Source organism: Acinetobacter brisouii, assembly GCF_008993995.1.
Classification (GTDB): Bacteria; Pseudomonadota; Gammaproteobacteria; order Pseudomonadales; family Moraxellaceae; genus Acinetobacter; species Acinetobacter brisouii_A.
On the sequence record NZ_BKNN01000003.1, the window covers coordinates 54,725 to 80,309 of the forward strand.

Genomic DNA, 25,585 nt, shown 5'->3' on the forward strand with positions numbered 1-25,585 from the left:
TGTCAATCTGCCGAGTGACTAGCTCTGTTACACTCGGTAGATATTGACCTCAGGATGAAGCTCAACATGTCTTTACTACGCATTGAAAACAACAATAATATCGTCACCGTCTATCTCAACCGCCCAGATAAACGCAATGCCATGAGCTTTGCCTTACTCAAAGAACTTTACCAGACAGCACAGCGCTTAGGTCGTGATCGCCATGTTCGTGCGGTAATTTTGACAGGTGAAGCACAGGTATTTAGTGCAGGCATTGACCTGAGTGATTTAAACTCTCCCAAACAACGGGCATTTGCTTTATGGGAACTGATTAAACCTCAGCAAAGTTTATTTCAAAAAGCATTTTTGGTCTGGCAACAACTTCCCGTTCCTGTGATTGCCGCACTGGAAGGCTATTGCTTTGGTGCAGGCATGCAACTGGCTTTGGCCGCAGATATCCGCATTAGCCATCCAAATACCCAGTTTTCAATTATGGAAAGCCGTTGGGGCTTAGTGCCAGACATGGGACTCACCCAGTCCCTGAAAGGCTTAGTCAGCATTGACCTCGCCAAAGAGCTGACCTTTAGCGCTCGAATTTTTGATGCGCCCTACGCCAAACAAATTGGCTTAGTCAGTCATCTTGATGAATCACCATTGCAACGCGCACAAGCTTTAGCAGAAGAAATTGCCACGCGCTCACCCGATGCTGTCATGGCAGCCAAATCTGTACTCAACAGCATGCTGCATCAACCACTAAAAACGGCTTTACGCAGTGAAAAGATTTGGCAACTCAAGCTAATTCTTGGTAAAAATAGTCGACTTGCACGACTCAAAGATAAAGCACCCGAAACCACTTATCTAAAACGGCAATTTCAAGATTCAATATAGAGAATAAACAATGACTGGATGTCCACAAAAAATCGCATTTCTGGGAATGGGCTTAATGGGTAGCCGCATGGCAAGCCGCTTATTGGCAGCAGATTTTGAGGTTGCTGTTTGGAATCGAAGTCCTGCCGCCTGCCTACCTTTAATCGAACAAGGTGCAAGCCAACTTAACGTGCAGCACATTGCAGATTATCCTGTGATTTTGGTTTGCCTTGCCGATGATACTGCGGTTGAACATGTCTTTGAACAGATTCAACCGTATTTGCAAGCGGGTCAAATCATGGTGGATTTCTCTAGCCTATCAGTCAATAAAACCCTTGAACTGGCACAACTTGCAGCCGAACAGCAGATCATTTGGATTGACTCACCTGTTTCAGGCGGAACAGCAGGCGCAGAACAAGGCAGCTTGGTGATTTTTGCAGGTGGCGACGCAGAAGTCATTACGCAACTACAACCACTTTATGCTGCACTTTCACAACGGGTCACACGCATGGGCGATGTCGGAACAGGTCAGGCCACCAAAATCTGTAACCAACTGATTGTCGCAGCAAATAGCACACTGATTGCCGAGGCTGTTGCACTGGCAGAACAAGCGGGCGTGGATACTCGACTTCTCGCGCCTGCTTTAGCCAATGGTTTTGCCGACTCCAAACCCTTTCAAATTTTAGCGCCACGCATGGCAACTGCCCAGTATCAACCTGTACAATGGAAAGTACAAACCCTCAGTAAAGACCTACAAAATGCCGTGTTTTTAGCACAGCAATATCAACTGGATATTCCTGTTGCAGTGCGTGCATTACAACAACTGAAAAACCATCAGCAACACGGTTATGCTGAACAGGATTTATCCACAATAATTGAGCAGGTCAAGCAACCTGCTACGGCGGAGGAATAAAACATGAATAAACTTGCCGTCAACTTGTCCATGATTTTCACTGAAGTCCCACTGATTGAGCGTTTTGCACTGGCTCGAAAACACGGCTTTGAACATGTAGAAATTCAGTTTCCTTATGAACTCAGTATAGACCAAATTCGACAACAACTTGAACAGCATCAACTTTCACTCTGTCTAATTAATGCACCTGTCGGTGACCTCATGCAAGGTGGCAACGGCTTGGCGGGCATTCCCGGGCGTGAACGCGAATTTTACCATGCTGTGCAGCATGCAGTTCGCTATGCAAGATTGCTGAATGTTCCGAGTGTGAACCTTTTGGCAGGTAAACAGCCGCTTGATGCCGACTTATTACCCTGTTTAGAAATTCTATCGAAAAATCTAAAACTTGCTGCTCATATCTTGACGGATTATCACATTCAACCTGTCTTTGAGATGGTCAATGGTACAGATATGCCACGCTTTCTGATTCAAAATATTGCCCAAGCTCAAGACATGATGGACGTGGTGAATAACCCTGCACTGAAAATGCAATATGACTGCTACCACATGGCAATGATGGGTGAAGATGTCCTTGAAGGCTTGCAAGAGAATATTGCTCAAATTGGACATATTCAATTTGCAGATTGCCCGAACCGCCACGAACCAAATACAGGTGAAATTGCATTCAATAAAATTTTCTATTGGCTCAAACACAGCCACTATCAGGGTTACATCGCTGCTGAATATAAACCAAGCAATCACTCAGAACAGAGTTTTGCGTGGAAAACACAATTTTTTGCAAATATATCCTGATCATTTCGTAGCAAAATTTGAATTTTTGGCGCAAAAAGGCTATAGTTCACAGTGAGTAATTGTCAGGACAAACATACCTCTTATGAATTTAGAACCATCGCCCGGCGCTTCTAATTCTCACAACCACGCAGTGGTAGATACACAAACTCAAGATGTGAGCGCTTGCTTGAATGCCATCCGTAATGCCCTTCAAGATGTAAAAGCCAAAGATATTATTGAACTTGATGTCAGCAGCATCAGCAACGTCGCAGATGCGATCGTGATTGCTAGCGGCACATCAACTCGCCACGTAAAAGCCCTTGCAGATAACGTCGCAGAAGAAGCGCGTAAAGCAGGCTTTCGCCCAATCGGTATCGAAGGCGAACGTGATGCTGAGTGGATCTTAATCGATCTCGGTTATGTTGTAGTACACGTGATGCTACCAACCGCACGTAAATTCTATGATTTAGAAAGCTTATGGCGCACTCCAGATGCGTCAGTGGCATAAAAAATTAAAAAAGCGACTCAAATGAGTCGCTTTTTACATCTGACATCAAGATCAGAACTTAAAGCTCAAGTTTAAATTAACCTGACGCTCATCCCCCAAAGTCACGACATAATTACTTACACCACCTGCATAGTACTCAGTGTTGAAAATATTTTTTGCATTGACACTCGCTTGCCAGTTACGAGCCTTATAGCCGACTTCAGCATCAAACAATGCATACCCCGGAATGGTGTAGTCATATTTATAGCTGCTTTTCTTCGACTCGCTACGCACACCGCCACCAATAAACCAACCATTCAATGCACCTTGGTTAAATTCATAACGGGTAGACAAGTTGAACATTTGCTTTGAAACATTGTTTAAGCGTTTACCAATATAGCTCGCAATTTCATTATCTACGATACGTGCAGTCGGCAAATAGGTATAGTTGGCACTGACCACCCAATTTGGCAACACGCGTGCGGTTAATTCTGTTTCGATCCCCTGAGTGTTTTCCTCACCTGTCTGGTAATTATCTCCATTTGCATCAGCCGATACCACATTGAAACGAGTGAGATCAAACCACGCTAAACTTGCCTGCAAACGTTGATCCAATGCTTGAAATTTAAAGCCGACTTCATATTGTTTGGCTTTTTCAGGATCAAAGACATTGCCATTAACATCCACATCAGTCACAGGTAAGAACGATGTTGAATAACTCACATAAGGCGAAACCCAGTCATTAAAGGTATACAGTCCCGCAATACTTCCTGAGAATGCATGGCTGTCTTTACTATCCTTTGAGCCATCAGAATGGCTTTTGGCATCGACTGAAGCCCAGTCATGACGCAAACCTAAATTCACATTAAAACGATCGGTGACATCAATCTTGTCTCTAAAATACAAGCCCATGGTTTGCAGTGTCGTTTCAACACTATCACTACGCAAGGTTTTGGTCGCACACCAATCTTTACTGGTATAACTTGGCGAATAAATATTTAAAGAACCAATAGTACATTTATAATTCCACACATCACGGGTATCATGCATCGCATCTAGGCCAAGCATAATATGGTGCTGCATACCTGCAATCTCAAAAGTATTCGAGATATTGTTGTCGATACTGACATTAAGATCATCATAATGCTGATCACGCCCTTGACGAGCAGACGATTCCCCCTGGTGCAGTTTGCCCAAAGTCCATCGAATCTGGCCCTTTCACCACTTCAATACGCTCTAGACCTGTAATATTACTTGCAGAATCAGAAGCTTGCGCCTGACGCAAACCATCGACATAAATTGCATCGGAAGACAGTTGACCACGAATAATAAAATCATCTGAACCACGACGACCCAATGGCGCAGAGATTACACCCGACACCCCTTGAATCGCATCGGTCAAACTCATCGCCTGTTTTTCTTGAATCTGTTCACGCGTCACCACAGAAACCGATTTTGCAGTTTTAAACAGGAGTTGTTCAGACTTCAAACTTTGAGTTGTGGTCGCCACACAACTGTCTTTTACAGTCTTATTTGCAGCAACAGTAATGGTTGGAAGCACATTATCGTCGGCAAAAACAGGCTGTGTGATCGCCATCAGCGCCAAAGCCAAACTGCTTGACACAAACAAGAAAGGTTTATTCATAAAATCTAAAAAATATCAGCGTAAAATTGTTTGCAAATATTAAACTTATTAATAATCTTTCTCAATAATGAATTTAAAATCTTGTTATATCGGTATCAAATTCATAAAAATAAATGTAAAAGCAATGATTTAATGAATACTGATAAAATTTAATAAATTATTAAAAAATATAAATAAATACAGTTGTTTAAAATTTCCATTTAGTAAAAATAAATAATCAATACAAGAAAAATTTAAATTATTCGCCATAGTAAGTTTTGATTGGGTATTTTTTCACTGTCGTTTTCCATTTACCTTGAATCAGTTTTCGCTCAGTCACAATCACTTTCTCACCCATCGTCGACATCGCATCTTCTTCACGGGTATAGACCAGTTTTAAACCTTTATTGGGTACAACTTGATATTGTTGCCAAAGATGCCAACAACAGCCACTTTTACTCATCACACCAATACGCTGATGTTTGGCATCCACCGAAAACATCCCCAAGTTTTCTTGGGTTAGATCTGAAAGTTCTGCACTCAAAACAAACGCATGGCGTGTGCGATTAAAGACGTAAATATCATAAGTTGGCCCACCATAAGGCCCATCATCACCACTTCGAATCGCCAAATCCTGCTGTCCATCGAAATTAAAATCATCAAATATCAATGCACTTTGCTCACCATACATTTGCACAATATTTGAAGATGGCTTTCCATGCTGATCGAGTTCCATGCTTAAACCATCCGACTCAAAGCGTTGAAAGACCTGCTTTTGACCCTTTTTATACAACTCAATTTTGGCATGCCCTGAGCACTCGTTTTGTTCACAACCCACATCTATTTTTGCATCATAAAACTTAGATGCATTTTTTATTTCGAAGCGTTGTGCCTGTAGCGAAAAGCTCAATAAACATCCTAGAAAGCAAAGTGTTATTTTTTTCATTTTCAAATCAATTTAATTCTTTAAAGCTGTATTTTAATCAAATTCATACCCAACAAAAAACCACCCGAAGGTGGTTTCTTTGAATGTGAGCGAATTGCGATTAGTGACCTGTACCATTAATCGCTTTGGTCATATCTTCAACCACCTTCTTCGCATCGCCAAATACCATCATGGTTTTTTCATTATAGAACAAGTCATTGTCCAAACCTGCATAACCTGTTGCCATAGAGCGTTTGATCACCAAGATAGTCCGTGCTTTATGTGCTTCCAAAATTGGCATGCCATAGATCGGTGAATTTGGATCATCTTTTGCCGCAGGGTTCACTACGTCATTGGCACCAATCACCAATACCACATCGGTTGCTGGGAAGTCTGAGTTAATCTCATCCATCTCCAAGATGTCTTCATACGGAACATCAGCTTCTGCCAACAATACGTTCATGTGACCCGGCATACGACCTGCCACAGGATGAATCGCAAAACGAACCTTCACGCCATGCTCTTTAAGCAAGTTTGCCAATTCTTTGACTGCGTTTTGTGCACGACCTTGTGCCATACCATAACCCGGAACAATCACCACGCTGTCGGCATTTGACATCAGGAAGCCTGCATCATCTGCTGAACCTGAACGGTAGTTACGTTGTACTTGCTCACCAGATGCTTTTGCACCAGCAACCGCAGCACCCCCCATGGCACCACCAAACAACACATTGAGGATGTTACGGTTCATGGCTTTACACATAATGTAAGACAGAATCGCACCTGATGAACCGACCAACGAACCTGCTACGATCAGCATGTTGTTTTCAAGGGTAAAACCAATCCCTGCTGCCGCCCAACCTGAGAATGAGTTAAGTAGTGAGACCACCACTGGCATGTCACCACCACCCACAGGTGCAATCCAGACCCAACCGAGTGCAAGTGCTAATACTGTCATTGCCCAGAATGCTGGCATGCTACCCGTGCTAAAGAAGTAGAAACCACACACCAACATGGTAATAAACAAGGTTGCCTGTACAGGTTTTACCCATGCGCCTGCAATGGTTTTTGCCCATTTTTTCGCAGCCAGTTTGCCGTAAGCAAAGACTGAAGCAGTAAAGGTAATCGCACCAACAAAACAACCCACAAACAATTCAAACAAGTGAACTTTGCTCATGTGCGCATGTTGTACGCCTGCTGCGGTTAATGCAGCTTCATTTTGCGCAAACAATGCAGAGATCTGGTTGTTGTGCAAGATTGCCGCAACTGCAATCAGTACCGCAGACAAACCCACCAAAGAGTGCATTAACGCCACGGTTTCTGGCATTTGTGTCATTGGAACGGTACGTGCACGAGCAATACCGACCACCGCACCAAGCACCATTGCACCACCAATCATCCAGATCACAGGATGGTCAGCAATAAAGAAGGTACTCAAGACTGCAATCGCCATGGCGATCATGCCGTAACGGTTACCCTTAATTGCAGTTTTTGGACTCGACAAACCACGTAGCGTTAAAATAAAGAGAACTGCACCGATGAGGTAGAACCAATCTGCATTCGCTCGAATAAATTCCATTTAGCCGCCCTCTTTATTTTTTTGCTTTGGTTTAAACATTTCCAGCATGCGCGCAGTCACCGCGAAGCCACCAAAAATATTAATACTGGCAAGAAACACCGCAATCGCACCAAGCACACTGACCACGTTAATGCTTTGGAATTGCACATTGGCTTCAATACCCAATGCAGGCATACCCACAGTTTGCAACATTGCGCCGACCACAATGATCGATGACAAGGCATTGGTCACCGCCATCAACGGCGTATGCAAAGCAGGCGTTACCCCCCAAACCACGTAGTAACCGACAAAAATCGCCAACACAAAAATCGTAATGGTTTCAACCATGAGAATTCCCCTTAACCGCGCTTGAACAGCAGTGTGCCGCCATGAGTAACCAATAAGGCTTTTTGAATTTCATCTTCCTGATTAATCAAGAAGTTTTTATCTTTATCAAAAAGTGTTTCAAGGAAATTAAAAACGTTACGGGCATAGAGTGCTGAAGCTTCTGTCGCAACCGTGGCAGGGATATTCGGAACACCCAAAATCTTCACGCCATTCTCAGTCGTTACCGTTTCATTGACTTTCGAGCCTTCAACGTTGCCACCTGTTTCTACCGCCATATCCAAAATCACAGAACCTGCTTTCATTTTGGCAACGGTTTCCGCCTTGATTAAACGCGGTGCATTACGCCCTGGCAAAAGTGCTGTGGTAATGACGATGTCCGCATTAGCAACTGCTTTATCGACAATGGCAGCCTGATCTTTAATGTATTGCTCGCCCGGTGTCCAGCCATAGCCATTTTTTGCCGCATCCGCAGCACGCTGTTGCTCTTCTTCAGACATTGGTACGTCAAGCCATTTCCCACCTAAAGATTCAACCTGATCTTTGGCAGTAGGACGTAAATCGGTTGCTTCAACCACTGCACCTAAACGCTTTGCGGTCGCAATCGCTTGCAAACCTGCCACGCCCACACCCATCACCACCACACGTGCAGGTTTTACGGTACCCGCTGCGGTCATCAGCATAGGGAACATACGCTGGTATTCATTTGCAGCAAGCAGTACCGATTTATAGCCTGCCAAGTTTGCCTGAGAGGACAAGACGTCCATGTTTTGCGCACGAGATAAGGTTCGAGGCAACAACTCCAATGCAAATGCCGAAATCTGTTGGGTGGCAAACTGTTCAAGTTCCGTATTGCGATACGGGTCAAACATTGCAATGACGGCTGTGTTCGCAGAAATCTTGCTGATTTCATCCGCTTGGGGTGCACGAACTTTCAAAATAATCTGACTGCCTTGATAGGCATCTTCAGCTATTGTTGCGCCAACCTGCGTATAAGCATCATTTAAATATGCAGCTTTAGCACCAGCATCTTTTTCAATGACTACGCGATGACCAGCGCCAACCAACTTCTTTACAGTTTCAGGGGTCGCAGCAACTCGACTCTCTCCAGCAACTGTTTCCATAGGAATTCCGATTTGCATTGAGCATGTTCCTCAGGCTAGTTTCAGTGTTAAAAACATCGCAAACTGCAATGTTTCTCCCATTTTTGATTCGGATTGATTGGATTCTAATCAAACTTTTAAAAAATACCACCCATTATTTATTTAATAAATGATGATATTTCTATTTAATGCTTATTAATAGTGACTCAAGCGTATAAAATAGTAGAGTTTTGCCTCACCCTATTGAAGATCAATTCTTCACCATATTTCATGTCTATCTCATTCTCACGCAATCAAATTGGCTCTGTTTTTGCGCTCTGTGCTGCATTTTTATTTAGCTCAAAAGCCATTTTTATTAAACAAGCCTACGCCTTGTCATCTCAGGTAGATGCCACTGTCTTGATGGCACTTCGCATGGGCAGCGCACTGCCTTTTTTCTTGATCATGGCATGGTGCTTTCGCAAGCAAAGACAAAGACTTGAGGTAAAAGACTGGGGGTTTCTCATCCTCTCAGGCTTACTCGGTTATTACTTTGCCAGTTGGCTTGACTTTATCGGTTTGATGTACATTAGCGCCTCTTTAGAGCGAATCATCTTATTTTTGTACCCCACTTTGACCGTGATCGCATCGAGTCTAATTTACAAACAACCCTTACGACTAAAAGCGTATATTGCCATTTTGCTAAGTTATGGAGGCACGGTGATTGTGATGCTCCAAGAGCAAAATCATGCACCAATGCAGAGCAATTTTTGGTTAGGTGCCAGTTTAGTGTTTGCCAGCGCTATTGCCTTTGCTTGCTACCTACTTCTAACACCTCGACTGATTGAAAAATTTGGTGCTTCAAATTTCACAGGACTCGCGCTCAGCATTGCGTGCATTGGCACACTGGTACATTTTCTACTGGCAACACCACACCCATTGCAGCTTGTCACACAACTTCCGATCGGGGTTTGGGCTTATGGAATTGGACTGGGTTTATTCGTAACGGTACTGCCTACCGTTTTACTGATGCAAAGTATTGCCCGTATTGGTGCATCACAATCCGCCATGATTGCTGCGATTGGGCCAATATTGACCATTTTATTGGCTGTTTTATTTTTAAATGAGCATCTTAATGCATGGCAATGGCTTGGCTGTGGATTCAACATTATTGGAATTATGCTGATCAGTCTGAGCAAGCATCGTCTAAAACATTAGCATCAAGCAATGCCAAAATCTGCTGGAAATGCACTCCCGCAGATTGCTTTGCCAGATAATCATCTGGATTTCGCAATGGGCATTGATCTAAAGATAAACAACCGCACCACATTACTAATTAACGGAACCACATTAAAGCATGCTGTTTTAATTGAGATTATGCAGCAATTATGGCGTAATCACGCCTTTCCTGCGTGTAGCCTTATTCCTGTTTCGGGACTCGCTTTAAATCGTATGTTGTTTGAAGTTGAAGTAACCGCCTATACTTTTTGATTGCTGAGACAGTGTATGCATGAAATTTCCGATATTAGTCAAAACAAAAAACTGCTGTGGCTGATGGCGTTGGCTTGTGGCTTAACCGCAGGGGCAAATTATTTTAGCCAACCTTTAATTCACTCAATTCAGCAATATTTTCAGGTCGATGCCGCTCAAGCACAACTCACTGTCACACTTGCTCAACTTTCTTATGCTTTAGGTTTGTTGCTGATTGTGCCGCTCGGTGATATTGCCGATAAACGCAAATTCATTCCAACGCTGATGGGCTTGGCAGGTGTAGGCTTGTGCCTTTGCGCCTGTGCCATTAACCTGCCCATGCTTTGGCTCGGCACCATGATGACAGGATTATTTTCAGTCGCAGCGCAGGTTTTAATTCCATTTGCCACCATGACGGTTAAACCTGAAAAAATTGGCGAAGTGGTTGGCTTCTTAATGAGTGGGCTACTGGTTGGCATTTTGCTCTCAACCAGTTTGTCAGGCTTACTGTCCAACTTATTTCACTGGAAACTAATTTATATCATGAGTGCGATTTTGATTTTCGGCTTGGCGTATCAACTCAAACGCGAACTCCCCTACACCATGCGCCAACAGATGCCTTATCGTGAAATCTTCAAGTCGATGGCAACATTGATGATTGAGGAACGTCGCCTGAATTTTCGTGCCTATGTCGGTGCAGGTGCATTTGCTTCAATGAGCGTGATTTACTCGACGATTGCCGTATATTTATCGGCAGCGCCATTTCATTTGGCAGATTCATTGATTGGCATGGTCAGCTTAGTGGGAGTGTTTGGCGCACTATCAGCACAGTATGTGGGCAGATATGCTGATCGCGGCTATGGCACGTTATTTACCACGTTGGGCTGTGTACTCCTGCTTTCAAGCTGGCTAATGTTCTACTTCTCTAGCTACAGTATTTGGCTTTACATTGCGGGCTTTGCAACCGCAAACTTAGGACTGGCTTTTGTACACTCTTGCAATCAGAACATTATTTTTCGGATTCGCCCCACCGCAAAATCGCGCCTAAACTCTATTTATATGACACTGTATTTTGCAGGCGCAGCCACAGGTTCAGCACTGGGCACTTATGCATGGAATCATGGTGGCTGGCTGTACACTTGTTTAGCAGGTTTAGGGCTGGCTGTATTTTGCAGTAGCTTCGCCCTACTCGACTTCATCTGTTATGGTCGACAAGCCAAAACCGCTCAACACACCTGAACCATCGGATAAAATGGCTTTTCTCGATCTAGTTCATGACCATGTTCAAGAAAAACATGTATAAACTGGGTCAGTAAAGTCATTAATACCTGACTGGCAATTCTAAGATGTCGACGCATAATCTCACTGTTATAGGCTGAGCCACCATGTACAATTTGATTTCGCAAAGTATAGAGCCGACTAAAAACAATCAGTAATAATTCCACAATATCATGTTCAGTAAGGGCTTGCTGTACACGTTGTTGATTTAAAATAGAATGTGTTTGCCATGCCTGTTTATCAATTTTTTGATTTTGAAAATCCCACTGCTTCTGATCAAAGTAAGGATGATTTGACCAGTCAATAATACTTCGACTACAGTTTTTCCAGACATAACGCTCAATACGTTGCTCCTGATCTACCCCATATAATCTGAGCAAAAATTGCCTGAGATGCTGCTGATCTTCATCCAGAGTTTCCTGTAGATTTTCTGCATAAACTGCATTAAATGCGATCCACAAACTCACAAACTGTAAGTCCACATCCTGATCAAGCTCTTTGGCTTTTCTTAACCAACTGAGTCCCCGTTGCATTCTCAAATTAAAATTTACTGAATAGAGATGCTTATGGTTTTTAAAAATTTCTTCTAATAAATACATCGCTTAAACCTTGGCTTCGTATTTTATTTCAGCATACGCCGATCAATTTTTAGCAGCAATTATTTCGTATGACTGGTCGTACAATTTATCATCAGCTTAACTGTTTCAACGAATTTACTGAATAAAAATTCCATTTTTTGAGCAGATTTTCCATAAAAAAAGCCCGATGCGAGTATCGGGCTTTTTTCTTAACACTGAATTAACCACGATAATATCGTTGCGCAACAAAAGGCATTTTCACGACTTTCATTGGTACAAGTTTATTACGTACTTTGGCAAACAGCTCAGTGCCTTCCGCAGCATGTGCAATATCGACATAACCCATGGCAATCGGGCTAGACAAGCTTGGTGCAAAACCACCACTGGTCACTTGACCCAATACCTGTCCATCTTGATCCACAATTTCAGCACCTTCGCGCACTGGCATACGGTCAAGAATCTGGAAACCAACACGTTTTTTGGCTACACCTTGCTGCATTTGCGCTTGAATGGTTACAGCACCCGCATAGCCACCCTCACGCGCACCACCTGCACGGCGAACTTTAGAAATCGCCCAAAGTAGGTTTGCTTCAACAGGGGTTGTGGTTTCATTCATGTCATGACCATACAAACACAAACCTGCTTCTAGACGCAATGAATCACGAGCACCCAGACCAATCAGTGCCACTTCAGGCTCAGCAATCAGCGCTTTTGCCAATGCTTCCACATCGGCACTTGCCACTGAAATTTCGTAGCCATCTTCACCTGTATAACCCGTACGGCTGACGATGCACTCAACACCGTTTAACTGCACACGCTTGATTTGCATAAAGCGCATTTCAGCCACTTCTGGGTTTAAACGTGCCAACACAGTCGCCGCTTCTGGCCCTTGCAATGCCAACAACGCACGTTCAGCAAATTGCTCAACGATTTCGCATTGATCTGCTAAGTGCGCACGTAAATGTGCCAAATCCTGCTCTTTACATGCAGCATTCACCACAAGATATAACTCGTCCTGAGACAGACGCGCCACCATCAAGTCATCCAGAATTCCGCCTTGCGGATTGGTAAACAATGCATAACGCTGCATACCTTCAGGCAAATCGATAATATCGACAGGCACAAGACTTTCTAAAGCACGAGCCGCATTTTCACCACGTAAAAACACCTGACCCATGTGCGAGACATCAAACAGACCCGCGTGTTCACGGGTATGTAAATGTTCTTTCAAGACACCAGCCGCATACTGTACAGGCATGTTGTAGCCCGCAAACGGCACCATTTTTGCGCCTTGCTCAATATGCAGCGCCGCCAATGGCGTATTTTTTAATTCAGACATGCTTAGTCCTCATAGTTGCTGATGCTTGGGCAAGAACAAACCAAGTTACGGTCGCCATAGACGTTGTCGACACGACCCACTGGTGACCAGTATTTGCTTTCAACCAATTCAGGAAGTGGATAGACCGCTTGTTCACGTGAGTATGGATGTGACCACTCACCTGTCAACTCTTGTGCAGTATGTGGTGCATTTTTCAATGGATTGTCTTGTGCATCCAACTCGCCTGTGGTCACTTGCTGAATTTCTTCGGCAATTTTGTTCATGGCATTAATGAAACGCTCAAGCTCATACAAGCTTTCACTTTCAGTCGGCTCAACCATCAGTGTACCCGCAACTGGGAATGACATGGTTGGTGCATGGAAACCAAAGTCGATCAGACGTTTTGCCACGTCATCTACCGTAATACCACTGCTGTCTTTCAGACCACGTAAGTCCAAGATACATTCGTGCGCAACCAGATCATGGCGACCTGTGTACAACACTGGATAAGCCGCATTCAAACGTTTTGCCACATAGTTTGCATTCAGAATCGCCATTGCAGATGCCTGACGTAAACCTTTACCACCCATCATACGGATGTACATCCAAGTGATTGGTAAAATGCTCGCACTACCAAACGGCGCAGCACTGACTGCATCGGTTTTACGCTCTAAATGATAACTGTGACCTGGCATAAATGGTTTCAAGTGTTCTTTAACACCGATTGGGCCAACACCTGGTCCACCACCACCATGTGGAATACAGAAGGTTTTATGCAAGTTCAAGTGAGATACATCACCACCAAACTGACCTGGTGCACACAAGCCCACCATCGCATTCATGTTTGCGCCATCGATATACACCTGACCACCATGCGCATGCACGATGTCACAGATTTCACGGACTGCATGCTCAAATACACCGTGTGTTGACGGGTAAGTGATCATTAAGGCTGCAAGGTCTTGGCTGTGTTGATCTGCTTTGCTACGCAAGTCTTCAACATCAACGTTACCGTTTTCATCACACGCCACAACCACAACTTTCATACCTGCCATGCTGGCAGTCGCTGGGTTGGTTCCGTGTGCAGACTGTGGAATTAAGCAGATGTTACGCTGACCTTCGCCACGGCTCGCGTGGTAGGCACGAATTGCCAACAAGCCTGCATATTCACCTTGTGAACCTGCATTTGGTTGAAGTGAAATCGCGTCGTAACCTGTTGCCGCACACAACATTTGCTCAAGCTGTTTCACCATTTCGACATAGCCTTGAGCTTGAGAAATCGGTGCAAACGGATGCAGATTGCCAAATTCAGGCCATGTAATTGGCAACATTTCGCTTGCTGCATTCAATTTCATGGTGCATGAGCCCAATGGAATCATGCTGCGATCAAGAGCCAAGTCTTTATCTGCCAAACGGCGCAGATAACGCATTAACTCGGTTTCGCTATGATGCGTGTTAAAAATAGCGTGTTGTAAAATCGCGCTTTCACGAAGCAACGCCGTTGGTAATGCAGATGTGTAAGCTGCCGCAACAGCTTCAAATTCAGGTGCAGTTTGACCTTGAGCAAACAATGCCCAAAGTGCAGCGACGTGATCAGGTGTCGTGGTTTCATCAAGTGAGATACCCACTTGAGTCGCATCGATTTCGCGCAAGTTAATTTCTTGTGCGCGTGCTGCTGCAAGTAGCGCTGCTGTATCAACCTGAGTCAAGGTCAAGGTATCGAAGAATGCAGCATTGCTCACGCTCACACCCAACTGTTTTAAACCTTGAGCCAAGATTGCAGTTAAAGCGTGTGTACGTTCAGCAATATCTTTCAAGCCTTGTGGACCATGATAAACCGCATACATGCTGGCAATATTGGCAAGCAACACTTGAGCCGTACAGATGTTACTGGTCGCTTTTTCACGGCGGATATGCTGTTCACGGGTTTGCAATGCCAAACGCAGTGCAGGCTTGCCTAAACGGTCAACCGACATCCCTACAACACGACCTGGCATGTCACGTTTGTAGGCATCTTTGGTTGCAAAGTAAGCTGCGTGTGGACCACCAAAGCCCATTGGCACGCCAAAACGCTGAGCTGTACCAATCGCAACGTCTGCACCCCATTCACCTGGCGCTTTCAATACGGTTAATGCCAACAAGTCAGCCGATACGGCAACCAAAGCATTGACTGCATGAACTTGTTCAACCAAAGCCGCGTAGTCATACACTTCACCTGTACTTGCAGGGTATTGCAATAACACACCGAAGAATTCAGCAAAGTCAGCAACTTGTTGCTCATCACCGACCACAACTTCGATACCGAGTGGTTCAGCACGAGTACGTAAAACATCTAAAGTTTGTGGATGACAGTGCAATGATGCAAAGAATTTGTTGGCTTTTTTGTTTTTAGAAACACGCTTACAGAAGGTCATGGCTTCTGCACAAGCCGTTGCTTCGTCCAGCAAAGAGGCGTTTGAAATCGACAAGCCTGTCAAATCCGCGATCATGGTCTGGAAGTTCAACAATGCTTCAAGACGACCTTGAGAAATTTCAGGTTGGTACGGTGTATAAGCGGTGTACCATGCTGGATTTTCCAACAAGTTACGCAAAATTGGCGCAGGCGTATGAGTTGGATAATAACCCTGACCAATATGGCTACGGAAAATCTGGTTTTTCTGCGCAATGGCTTTGAGTTCTGCCAAAGCGTGTTCTTCGCTCACACCGTCTGTGCTTTCTAAAACACTGGTATTTTTGATTGAATCTGGAATTACCGCTGCCATCAATGCGTCAAGGTCGCTATAACCCAGTGCATCGAGCATGTGTTGTTGTTCAGCCGCAGTCGGGCCAATATGGCGTTCAACAAAGCTGTTGATATTGGTAAAATTAATGCTCATGCTGCCCCCTTAAGAATTGATGAACGCTTCATAAGCATCTTGGTCAAACAATTCAGCAAATGCAGCAGCATCATCCGCTTTCATACGGAAGAACCAGCCTGCGCCCATTGCATCTTCATTGACGGTTTCTGGTGCATTGACCAATTCTTCATTGACTTCCAAGACTTCACCAGAGAGTGGCATATCAATGTTACTTGCAGCTTTTACCGACTCGATCACAGCAACTTCTTCACCTTTGCTGTAGGCTTTAAGTTCTGGCAATTCAATATAAACCACATCACCTAAAGCATCTTGCGCATGCTCAGTAATCCCCACGGTAATGCTACCGTCTTCTTCCAAACGTAACCATTCATGCTCAGCGGTAAAACGAATTGTTGACGCCATGACAAATTCCTCAGTCCTTCACCCGAAAAGGCAGTTAATTGCAGAAAATTTACTCATTTCTCAAAAATACACTGTTTAAGATTTAGGCATGTCAAATTTCAGACAGCATGCAGCTAAACCGCCTTAAAGTTTAAGACAGTGCTTGAGAACCTAATGGGAAAGTTCGGAAGTTGTAACAACTAAGAAAGCTGAACGTGTCAGTTGCGAGATGCGACATATGACCACCCAATTCCATAAGTGAGTAAATATGCCCCATCTGTCTATGTACCTGAGAGCTTCAATATGTAGCAACACTGGTATGGCTACACATTTTCCTCCTTCGGTGAATCACGCAATGCAGGTGATTTCTCTCCAGATTTTTATTGAGATTACAGTCCTTTTGCCTGAGAGTTTCCGGGGTCGTTGCTCCTTCGGCGAGCCTATGGGTGACTTCTCTCCTGTAATGCGCGTATTTAAGCATAAACAATGCCAAACATTCTATATAGACCTAAGTTATATTTTCGATTTTTTACGCCCAACACATTGCAAATTAAATGATGGTTTACTATTACAGCGCCATCTTATTTTTAGTCAGGAAAATGCCAAACCCAATTGATTCGATGTATTTATCCATCATAAACAATCCACCTTGAAGTCTTGAGTTACTTGAATCAATGCTTCTTGAAATCGCTGGAGCTTTGAGTCCTACAACATAGATGAAACATCTATATGCATCATCTTTGTATCCGTTTACAGCGCTTTTGTTGCATTTTCAGCTAATGCTGTTGCTTAAAAAAATAAAAGATTTTATGGTGAAGTGAGTTAGTACTCCATTCTGACAAAAAAGCAAAAACGATATTTCTACAAATACAAATTCAGCAATAAATGATGACATAAGAGGATGAAATAACATGAATAATCTTTTCACTGGAGGCCCTCAAGGATCGCATCCTGACGCCATATATTACTGGAATCAGTTCCAACCCATCTTGGCGGTTGTAGTGATTTTACTTCTCGGTTGGGTGATCGCTTTACTGATCGCTGCTGGGGTAAAAAAACTTCTGCATCAGCTCAATACCAACCATCACCTTTCTTCCGCAACAACGCGAAATACTGCCACTTTTCCTGATATTGAACAGATTACTTCCAAGATTGTGTTCTGGTTTATCATGATTATTGCTGTGATTGCAGCGTTGAATGTGCTGAATCTCAACAGTGTGAGTGGGCCATTTAGCAATATGTTGGCTCAGGTCTTGGCATTTATTCCAACTCTACTCGCTGCAATTGCTGTCGGGTTCATTGCATGGATTTTAGCCAAACTCATTCAAATCGGATTACAACGAATTTTAAACCGTACTCAACTCGATGAAAAACTCAGTACGGAAGTGGGCGTTCGCCCGATCAGCAAAAACATTGCTGATATTGTCTATTGGCTGATTTTATTGCTATTCCTGCCCATCGTACTGTCTATTCTCGGTCTGACTGGTTTACTGCTACCTGTGCAAAATATGGTGAATGAAGTCGTCTTGTTCCTGCCAAATCTGTTTATTGCAGGGGTGATCATCTTTGTCGGTTATATTTTGGCAAACATCGTGCGTGGCATTGTCGAAGGCTTATTACGCAGTTTAGATGTTCAATCTCAGGTACAAAAGATTGGGCTATTTAAGACAGGGAATCTGCCGCATCTGCTCGGCTCATTCGTCTTTACACTGATCATTATTACTGCGCTGATCATTGCTTTTGAAGCTTTGGGTATTGAAGCCATTTCACGCCCAGCGACAGCCATGCTGTCTGAAATTATGAATGCCATTCCACAGATTATTGCAGCAGGATTGATTCTGGTGATTGCCTATGTCGTGTCACGCTTTGTTGCACGGTTGGTCAGTGAACTGGTTGCTGGAACGGGTGTCGATGAGGTTCCTGCCAAACTCGATCTGCAACGTTTTTTAGGCACGACTAAAATTTCAGGTGCAGTGGGTACACTGATTATATTTTTCACCATGCTGTTTGCCGTTTCTGAAGCAGCGCACCGTTTGGGCTTGGAACAAGTCAGCGGTTTGATCTCGATGTTTATTCATTTTGGTAGCAATATTCTATTGGGTGCGGTGATTTTGGTGATTGGTTTCTGGCTAGCGAACATCGTTGCCAATGCACTGCAACGTGGAGAACATAACTGTTCCCACTGGCTAGGCAGTTTAGTCCGCATCCTCATTTTAGGCTTAGTCATCGCCATGGGTTTACGCGCGATGGGTATTGCCGATTCGATTGTCAATTTGGCCTTTGGTTTGACCTTGGGTTCGGTGGCTGTTGCCTTTGCTTTAGCTTTCGGTCTCGGTGGCCGCCAACCTGCCGAACGACTATTAACAGACTTGCTAGATAAAACCACACAGCATAGCAACAAGTCTTATCATTCAAATCCTTCTCTTGAAAAAGAAACTGACTCAACGCCACCCGATCATAAAGATGATCTTTGATCTAACTCCAGATCGGCTTGAAATGACCACAATGATGTGGTCATTTTTTGTCTATTGATCTTCATTTTTTTCAATGCAGATACTCTGTGACATGAGTCAAATTAATTTTTATGCTAATATAGCGCGCTCTTTTTTAGAGCCTGACACACTGTGCAAGTGCTCAACCCATCAAGGTCTTTGGAGTTATTTAAATGACTGATATTTCAAAAAATTCAAGCAACTTAATAACTCCCCGCATCAGTGTCGCCCCGATGATGGACTGGACGACCAAAGACTACCGCTATTTTGCACGTCTGTTTAACCCAAATGTTGTGCTCTACACTGAGATGGTGACCACAGGCGCAATCATTCATGGCGATGCACCACGTCATTTGAATTTCAACCAGCAAGAACACCCGATTGTGCTGCAACTGGGCGGTTCAGATCCTAAAGACCTAGCAACCTGTAGCAAAATGGCGCAAGACTGGGGTTATGACGAAGTCAACCTGAATATCGGCTGCCCAAGTGACCGTGTACAGAACAATAAAATCGGGGCATGCCTGATGGCAGAGCCTGAACTGGTCGCTGAATGTATTGCATCTATGCAAAATGCCGTACAAATTCCTGTACATGTCAAACACCGTATCGGGATTGACGACATGCAGTCTTATGAAGAAATGCTGAACTTTGTCGATACCGTGGCAAAAACAGGCTGTACCCATTTTGTGGTGCATGCGCGTATTGCGCTACTCAAAGGCTTATCTCCAAAAGAAAACCGTGAAGTTCCACCTTTACGCTACGAAGATGTCTATCGTTTAAAACAAGATCGCCCGCATCTGTTTATTGAAATCAATGGTGGCATCAAAACGGCTGCTGAAACTAAACAACATTTGCAACACGTTGATGGTGTAATGATTGGTCGCGAAGCCTATCACAACCCTTACCTGTTGGCTGAGTTAGGCGAACTATGGAATCTGGAGATGCCTGACCGTTTTGAAATCATGCAACAGATGTTGCCGTATATTGAGCAGCGTCTAGCTGAAGGTGCGCCATTGTCGATCATCACTCGCCATATCTTAGGTTTATTCCAAAATTTACCAGGCGCACGTAAATGGCGTCAGGCACTCAGTGGTGGCAATGCCAAAACCTTTGCCGATGTTGAACAAGCGATTGATAATATTCAGGCAGCGATGAAACGTACTGAAGACTATTTACGTGAAGCACAGCTTTAAAATGTAAAGTGATTTAATCAATCCAACCTCTTTCAAAAGCTAATACATGCCCATGAAAGAGGTTCCTAATCTTGCCAATCCACAGACCTTAACCCAAATAAATTTTTAAACGCTTTAACGAATACAGCGGAATAAACGGAATCAGAATCGGGACTTGCTGTACATAGGCTTGAAATTCCGTATTCTCGGCATAGCGTTGTTCCTGTTTAAACTCCAAACGGCGTGCTGAACCTAGCATAATCAACTCGATACACAACCAGCCAATCAGTGCCAAAAGCAGCGTCGCAACGCCCGACATGACTTGCAGCGCACAAATCAGATTGCCTGTCCAAAACAGCATTTCCCCAAAATAATTGGGACAACGACTGAAACGATACAGCCCTTGCTGCATAAACTGGTCAGGATTGACCGCCTTAAACGCCGTTTTTTGATCATCCGCCAGCATCTCAATCACCACACCCAGCGCCATAAGGGTCACACCCAAATACTGACTGACTTGTGTCGGCTGATGTGCATGTAACACCCATGCCGCAGGTGCTGCCATCGCTACATATAGGACAGCAACGGTCAGCCAAATCACGATCTTCAAGAAGCCTTGTAAATGCTGACTTCGCTGTTTAGATGCCTGTAATTCTTTGGCATAACTCGGTTTACTTTCGCGAAAAATCAGGTAACTCGCCAGCCGAATTCCATAAAAAGTCAGTAAACTCAATTGAATCGCACTCAGTACGGTCAGATGATCCCACCAAATTATTTCAAATAAAATCGCCAAGCCTGTCATCGACAGTCCATAGCCAATACTGATAAACCAGTCTGAACGAATAAATCCTAATGCTGAAATGACAAGGCTTAGCGCCAGTGCCCAACCCATCTGCATTACAGGAAAATCATGAAAAAATTGTGCGGACATTGTCCCTTTCCTTGTTCAATTTTAGGCTGAGTATGCATGTGCATTATCGAGCTAAAATTGAGAAGGATTTTAATTTTTGTAACTTTTCAACCAATTACATCATCAAGCTGTATATGCACTAAATCGAAATATCCTATGCTGTAGCAATCCCATAGATGGCAATACTGATCAGCAACACACCACAGGTTGCCAAAATTTTGTGATAAATCGAACTTTTAGAAAGCTGATTAAATACATGATAAACAATAGATAATGTTAGAAAATCCAGAATAATCCACGTCACAATCAGAATCAGCAAGCTGATATTAATATTGTCATGTACATGAATAAATTGCGGAAAGAAGGATGAAAAAAAGATGATGTCCTTCGGATTGGATAAACCGACCATCAAGCCTTTTTTAAAGCCGCCATCGACAGGTTTGAGTTGCTGCATGGTCTCATCCTGACCACGATACAGATCTCTTAAAATCTCATAACCCAAATAGGCAATATACGCACAGCCCGCAATTTTAATGCTAAAAAAAACCCACGGTTCGATGCTGAGCAACCCTTTTAAAATCAGAACTGATAACGCAATCAAAATCAGTGATGCAAAGTTTGTCCCGAAAATGGTTCTGAGTGCCGCAGCATAACCGCCTTTTAAACCCGCACTTGCCACCAGCAACATCACAGGACCAGGAATGGCGATCATCACAATGACCGTTGTGGCATATAAAATCAGTTCAAGAAAATGCATCGAAGTTTTCCTATATTTTTAAAGTGGCTGGGTTTTTGGCTTCTTGAAACTCGATATTTTTGATTTTTTAAAGCAGGCTCTAGATGGGAAGAATAGAGCAAAAGATCATCTTGTTTTATATAGCACTGCATACACCACCGACAACGATGTATGCAAAAAATGTGAAAATTAAACTGATTTTTTACGCAAAGCTTCGAGTTTTTTCAACACTTCAGCCACAGCAATCATGGCGAAACTGGAGGTAACGACGACTGCTGAACCATAACCGCCACAACGTAGACCTGCACTTGGGCAAACGTCAGCACTAGAAAACGGATTATCAATCGAATACACACAGGTAATGCCAAATTTTTCTTTCGGCTTTTTACAAATGCCTTTACTGCGCAATTGAGCACGTAATTTTGCCAGCATCGGATCTTGTTCAGTTTTGGACAAATCCGCCACACGAATTTTCAGCGGATCGAGTTTGCCACCTGCACCACCTGACACAATCAACGGAATCTTGTTAAAACGACAGTGCAACATCAAGGCAAGTTTGGCTTTGACATCATCAATACAGTCCAGAATCACATCAGGCGCATCTACCAAAATTTCTTTAACATTTTCAGGGCTGAGATAATCATCAATCACATCAACTTGCATACGTGGATTAATCTGACGGCAACGCTCCGCCATGACCTCAACTTTGTCATGCCCAAGTGTCGAGCTCATGGCAGGCAACTGACGATTGATATTCGATGCAGCAACGACATCCATATCCACAAGCGTTAATCGTCCAATGCCTGTACGTGCCAAGGCTTCAACCGCCCAACTGCCGACCCCCCCAATGCCGATCACCATAACGTGACTTTGTTCAAATTGGTTGAAATTCGGCTCACCATAAATTTTGGCAACACCTGCAAAACGGCGGTCATATTCATCATGAGCAAGATCGGTCATAGCGCTAACATTTTAGGAATTGAAAGACAGGGCGGCTATTTTACTGTTTTTTTCAACAGAGAGGGAATGAAAAAAGCGCCCAGAATGACTCAGCGCTTTTCTTTATGACTTTAATCTCAGGATGCAATCAAATGACGCAGTACATAATGCAAGATGCCGCCCGCTTTAAAGTATTCCACTTCATTTAAAGTATCAATTCGGCATAACACTTCAAACTGATCACGCGAACCATCGGGACGTTTCACATGCACCTGTAAACTTTGATGCGGCTGCAAGGTATCAGACAGTCCAGAAATAGACAAAATCTCTTGCCCTGTCAGATTCAGACTTTGACGGGTTTGCCCACCCACAAACTGCAAGGGCAACACGCCCATTCCCACCAAGTTTGAACGGTGAATCCGCTCAAAACTTTCTGCAATCACCGCTTTCACACCAAGCAGATTGGTACCTTTAGCTGCCCAATCGCGTGATGAACCTGTGCCATACTCTTTCCCTGCCACAATGACCAGCGGTGTGTGTGCTTCCTGATAACGCATGGCTGCATCATAAATCGCCAGTTTCTCGCCAGTTGGAATGTAAATGGTATTACCGCCCTCTTCTCCACCCAGCATTTCATTTTTAATGCGGATATTGGCAAATGTACCGCGCATCATCACTTCATGGTTACCACGACGTGAGCCATAAGAATTAAAGTCTTTCGGTTCGACGCCATTTTCCTGTAAATAACGGCCCGCAGGGCTGTCTTTTTTAATATTTCCCGCAGGTGAAATATGATCCGTCGTGACCGAATCACCCAGTACTGCCAAAATTCGGGCATTGACAATATTGTCAATCGGAACAGGTGGCTGATCAATCCCTGCAAAAAATGGCGGATGCTGAATATACGTCGAGGTGTCATCCCATGCATAGGTTTGACTTTCAGGAATCTGAATCGCTTTCCAGCTGGCATCACCGTCAAACACTTGCGCATATTCGCGGTGGAACATGGCAGTGTTCACTTGCTGTAAAGCGGTTTTAATTTCTTCTGTCGTTGGCCAAATATCTTTGAGATAAATCGGTTTCCCCTGATTGTTGATTGCCAATGGTTCAGTGGTTAAGTCTATACGAATGGTGCCTGCCAAACCGAAAGCAATCACCAGTGGCGGCGAAGCTAACCAGTTGGTTTTCACCAGTGGATGCACCCGTCCTTCAAAGTTCCGATTCCCCGAGAGCACCGATGCCACATTCAGATCATGACATTGAATCGTTTCTTCAATCACTTCAGGCAATGGCCCTGAGTTGCCAATACAGGTGGTACAACCATAGCCCACTAATTGATAACCTAACTGATTCAAATAGGGAGTGAGTCCTGCCGCTTCCAGATAATCAGTCACTACTTTAGAACCTGGTGCCAAAGAGCTTTTCACCCATGGTTTGCGCTGCAAGCCTTGCTCAATGGCTTTTTTCGCAAGCAAGCCCGCTGCCAACATGACACTCGGGTTGGAGGTATTGGTACATGAGGTAATTGCTGAAATCACCACATCACCATGTTTCAGTTCAAAGTGTTCACCATTCAAAGTACAACTTGGCGCTTCGTTTTGCACAGCGGCAGTTTGTGCGGCAACGGCTGTACCACCGCCTTCGTTTTCAAGTTTTTCTTTGTCCTGTTTGGCAGGTTTCATGCTGAGTTCGAGCACTTCATCGAAAGTTTTCGACACATCTGAAAGCAGTACCCGATCTTGTGGGCGTTTTGGCCCTGCCAGACTAGCTTCAACACTGGACATGTCCAGACTCAAGCTATCGGTAAACTCAGGTTCATCTCCCGCATAACGCCATAAACCCTGTGCCTGACTATACGCTTCAACCAAGGCAATCCGCTCAGGCTTACGCCCTGTCAAACGCAAATATTCCAAAGTCACTTCATCAATCGGGAAGAAACCACAGGTTGCGCCATATTCAGGCGCCATATTGGCAATAGTGGCTCGATCCGCTAGGGGCAAGTCTGCCAAGCCATCACCATAAAATTCGACAAATTTTCCGACCACACCTTTTTTACGCAGCATTTGGGTAATGGTCAGTACCAAATCGGTGGCGGTAATGCCTTCACGCAGTTTACCCGTCAGTTTAAAACCGATCACTTCAGGAATCAGCATCGAAATTGGCTGTCCAAGCATGGCGGCTTCGGCTTCAATCCCGCCCACGCCCCAACCGAGGACACCTAAACCATTAATCATGGTGGTATGTGAGTCAGTACCGACCAAGGTGTCAGGAAAGGCAAAGGTTTTACCTTCATCGTCTGCTGTCCAGACGGCTTGTGCCAGATATTCCAGATTGACCTGATGGCAAATCCCTGTGCCAGGCGGCACCACACTAAAGTTGTTAAATGCTGACTGCCCCCAACGCAAGAATTGATAGCGTTCGGCATTACGTTGCATTTCAATTTCAACATTTTCCTGAAACGCATGACTACTGGCAAAATGATCAACCATCACCGAGTGGTCAATTACCAAATCAACAGGCGACAACGGATTAATCTTTTCAGGGTCTTTACCTGCTTTGGCCACCGCTGCGCGCATGGCTGCCAAGTCCACCACCGCAGGCACACCTGTGAAATCCTGCATCAAAACCCGTGCAGGGCGGTACTGGATTTCCTGTTCACTGGTTTTTTGTTTGAGCCAGTCGACAATGGCATGAATATGCGCGGCTGTGACCGTTTGGTTATCTTCAAAGCGCAGTAGATTTTCCAGCAGCACTTTCAGGGATTTTGGTAGTTTGCTTAAATCACCGAGATGTTCAGCGGCTTTGGCTAAACTAAAATATTGGTAGCTGCATTCATCGACTTTGAGCGTTTGTAATGCGTGAAAACTATTGATGTGACTATACTTAGCCATACGGGTAACCT

At 44.1% G+C, this 25,585-nt stretch carries 21 protein-coding genes, 3 pseudogenes and 1 riboswitch; of the genes and pseudogenes, 9 read left to right on the top strand and 15 right to left on the bottom strand.

What is annotated here, in order from left to right:
- Positions 1 to 66 precede the first annotated feature (66 nt).
- From GBN19_RS01770 to rsfS, 4 genes are all read left to right on the top strand, one after another.
- Positions 67 to 867: a crotonase/enoyl-CoA hydratase family protein gene (locus tag GBN19_RS01770; protein WP_151776936.1), complete on the top strand. Its 801-nt coding sequence runs from the start codon at positions 67 to 69 to the stop codon at positions 865 to 867.
- A gap of 10 nt (positions 868 to 877) precedes the next feature.
- Positions 878 to 1,759, top strand: a complete 882-nt coding sequence (locus GBN19_RS01775; protein WP_151776937.1) for an NAD(P)-dependent oxidoreductase — start codon at positions 878 to 880, stop codon at positions 1,757 to 1,759.
- A 3-nt stretch (positions 1,760 to 1,762) separates the two neighbouring features.
- Positions 1,763 to 2,551 carry a hydroxypyruvate isomerase family protein gene (locus GBN19_RS01780; protein ID WP_151776938.1) on the top strand — a complete coding sequence of 263 codons (789 nt, stop codon included), beginning with the start codon at positions 1,763 to 1,765 and terminating at the stop codon, positions 2,549 to 2,551.
- Positions 2,552 to 2,633: 82 nt separating this feature from the next.
- On the top strand, positions 2,634 to 3,038 hold the full coding sequence (gene rsfS, locus GBN19_RS01785) for a ribosome silencing factor (protein ID WP_151709354.1): 405 nt from the start codon (positions 2,634 to 2,636) through the stop codon (positions 3,036 to 3,038).
- A gap of 51 nt (positions 3,039 to 3,089) precedes the next feature.
- Here rsfS and GBN19_RS01790 read toward each other — a convergent pair whose 3' ends face one another.
- The 6 genes from GBN19_RS01790 to GBN19_RS01810 form a co-directional block, all read right to left on the bottom strand.
- Positions 3,090 to 4,214: a TonB-dependent siderophore receptor gene (locus GBN19_RS01790; RefSeq protein WP_228271188.1), complete on the bottom strand. Its 1,125-nt coding sequence runs from the start codon at positions 4,212 to 4,214 to the stop codon at positions 3,090 to 3,092.
- Entirely contained in the window at positions 4,168 to 4,662 is a 495-nt protein-coding gene (locus GBN19_RS16030; RefSeq protein WP_228271189.1) for a Plug domain-containing protein, read from the bottom strand. The genes GBN19_RS01790 and GBN19_RS16030 overlap by 47 nt, the downstream gene beginning before the upstream one ends.
- Before the next feature lie 238 nt (positions 4,663 to 4,900).
- Complete coding sequence (locus GBN19_RS01795; RefSeq protein ID WP_151776939.1) at positions 4,901 to 5,587, bottom strand: XAC2610-related protein; 687 nt, start codon at positions 5,585 to 5,587, stop codon at positions 4,901 to 4,903.
- Positions 5,588 to 5,687: 100 nt separating this feature from the next.
- Positions 5,688 to 7,145 carry an NAD(P)(+) transhydrogenase (Re/Si-specific) subunit beta gene (locus tag GBN19_RS01800; RefSeq protein ID WP_151776940.1) on the bottom strand — a complete coding sequence of 486 codons (1,458 nt, stop codon included), beginning with the start codon at positions 7,143 to 7,145 and terminating at the stop codon, positions 5,688 to 5,690.
- Positions 7,146 to 7,472 carry a proton-translocating transhydrogenase family protein gene (locus GBN19_RS01805; protein ID WP_151709358.1) on the bottom strand — a complete coding sequence of 109 codons (327 nt, stop codon included), beginning with the start codon at positions 7,470 to 7,472 and terminating at the stop codon, positions 7,146 to 7,148.
- Between the two features lie 11 nt (positions 7,473 to 7,483).
- On the bottom strand, positions 7,484 to 8,611 hold the full coding sequence (locus GBN19_RS01810) for a Re/Si-specific NAD(P)(+) transhydrogenase subunit alpha (RefSeq protein WP_151776941.1): 1,128 nt from the start codon (positions 8,609 to 8,611) through the stop codon (positions 7,484 to 7,486).
- A 231-nt stretch (positions 8,612 to 8,842) separates the two neighbouring features.
- Here GBN19_RS01810 and GBN19_RS01815 point away from each other — a divergent pair, with 231 nt between their 5' ends.
- A complete protein-coding gene (locus GBN19_RS01815) occupies positions 8,843 to 9,769 on the top strand; it encodes a DMT family transporter (protein ID WP_151776942.1) in 927 nt (308 codons plus the stop codon).
- Here GBN19_RS01815 and GBN19_RS16035 read toward each other — a convergent pair.
- Positions 9,738 to 9,875, bottom strand: a pseudogene (locus GBN19_RS16035) (redox-sensitive transcriptional activator SoxR); the annotation flags it as partial. The gene GBN19_RS01815 and the pseudogene GBN19_RS16035 overlap by 32 nt on opposite strands.
- A gap of 29 nt (positions 9,876 to 9,904) precedes the next feature.
- On the opposite strand from GBN19_RS16035, the pseudogene GBN19_RS01825 reads away from it, so the two are divergent.
- Positions 9,905 to 10,042: pseudogene (locus GBN19_RS01825) on the top strand (RidA family protein); the annotation flags it as partial.
- A 15-nt stretch (positions 10,043 to 10,057) separates the two neighbouring features.
- Positions 10,058 to 11,260: an MFS transporter gene (locus GBN19_RS01830; RefSeq protein WP_151776943.1), complete on the top strand. Its 1,203-nt coding sequence runs from the start codon at positions 10,058 to 10,060 to the stop codon at positions 11,258 to 11,260.
- On the opposite strand, the gene GBN19_RS01835 is transcribed toward GBN19_RS01830, so the two are convergent.
- The 4 genes from GBN19_RS01835 to gcvH form a co-directional block, all read right to left on the bottom strand.
- The gene (locus tag GBN19_RS01835; protein WP_151776944.1) at positions 11,248 to 11,898 is read right to left on the bottom strand and encodes a HEPN domain-containing protein; all 651 of its coding nucleotides are present in this window, start codon (positions 11,896 to 11,898) and stop codon (positions 11,248 to 11,250) included. The genes GBN19_RS01830 and GBN19_RS01835 overlap by 13 nt on opposite strands.
- A gap of 199 nt (positions 11,899 to 12,097) precedes the next feature.
- Entirely contained in the window at positions 12,098 to 13,216 is a 1,119-nt protein-coding gene (gene gcvT / locus GBN19_RS01840) for a glycine cleavage system aminomethyltransferase GcvT (protein ID WP_151776945.1), read from the bottom strand.
- A gap of 2 nt (positions 13,217 to 13,218) precedes the next feature.
- Positions 13,219 to 16,071, bottom strand: coding sequence for an aminomethyl-transferring glycine dehydrogenase (gcvP, locus tag GBN19_RS01845; protein WP_151776946.1), 2,853 nt, complete (start codon positions 16,069 to 16,071; stop codon positions 13,219 to 13,221).
- Between the two features lie 9 nt (positions 16,072 to 16,080).
- A complete protein-coding gene (gene gcvH, locus GBN19_RS01850) occupies positions 16,081 to 16,455 on the bottom strand; it encodes a glycine cleavage system protein GcvH (protein WP_151776947.1) in 375 nt (124 codons plus the stop codon).
- A gap of 361 nt (positions 16,456 to 16,816) precedes the next feature.
- Positions 16,817 to 16,905, bottom strand: a riboswitch (glycine riboswitch).
- A gap of 440 nt (positions 16,906 to 17,345) precedes the next feature.
- Between gcvH and GBN19_RS01855 the strand changes: the two are divergent.
- Positions 17,346 to 18,836, top strand: a pseudogene (locus tag GBN19_RS01855) (mechanosensitive ion channel); the annotation flags it as partial.
- Positions 18,837 to 19,099: 263 nt separating this feature from the next.
- A complete protein-coding gene (dusA, locus tag GBN19_RS01860; RefSeq protein ID WP_151776949.1) occupies positions 19,100 to 20,119 on the top strand; it encodes a tRNA dihydrouridine(20/20a) synthase DusA in 1,020 nt (339 codons plus the stop codon).
- An 88-nt stretch (positions 20,120 to 20,207) separates the two neighbouring features.
- Here the strand turns inward: dusA and GBN19_RS01865 are convergent, their stop codons facing one another.
- The 4 genes from GBN19_RS01865 to acnA form a co-directional block, all read right to left on the bottom strand.
- Complete coding sequence (locus GBN19_RS01865; RefSeq protein WP_151776950.1) at positions 20,208 to 21,029, bottom strand: DUF1295 domain-containing protein; 822 nt, start codon at positions 21,027 to 21,029, stop codon at positions 20,208 to 20,210.
- A gap of 133 nt (positions 21,030 to 21,162) precedes the next feature.
- On the bottom strand, positions 21,163 to 21,765 hold the full coding sequence (locus GBN19_RS01870; protein WP_151776951.1) for a LysE family translocator: 603 nt from the start codon (positions 21,763 to 21,765) through the stop codon (positions 21,163 to 21,165).
- A 168-nt stretch (positions 21,766 to 21,933) separates the two neighbouring features.
- The gene (locus tag GBN19_RS01875) at positions 21,934 to 22,704 is read right to left on the bottom strand and encodes a tRNA threonylcarbamoyladenosine dehydratase (RefSeq protein ID WP_151776952.1); all 771 of its coding nucleotides are present in this window, start codon (positions 22,702 to 22,704) and stop codon (positions 21,934 to 21,936) included.
- Between the two features lie 116 nt (positions 22,705 to 22,820).
- Positions 22,821 to 25,574 (bottom strand): aconitate hydratase AcnA, encoded by a 2,754-nt coding sequence (gene acnA / locus GBN19_RS01880; RefSeq protein WP_151776953.1) that lies wholly within the window; start codon positions 25,572 to 25,574, stop codon positions 22,821 to 22,823.
- Positions 25,575 to 25,585: the final 11 nt, after the last annotated feature.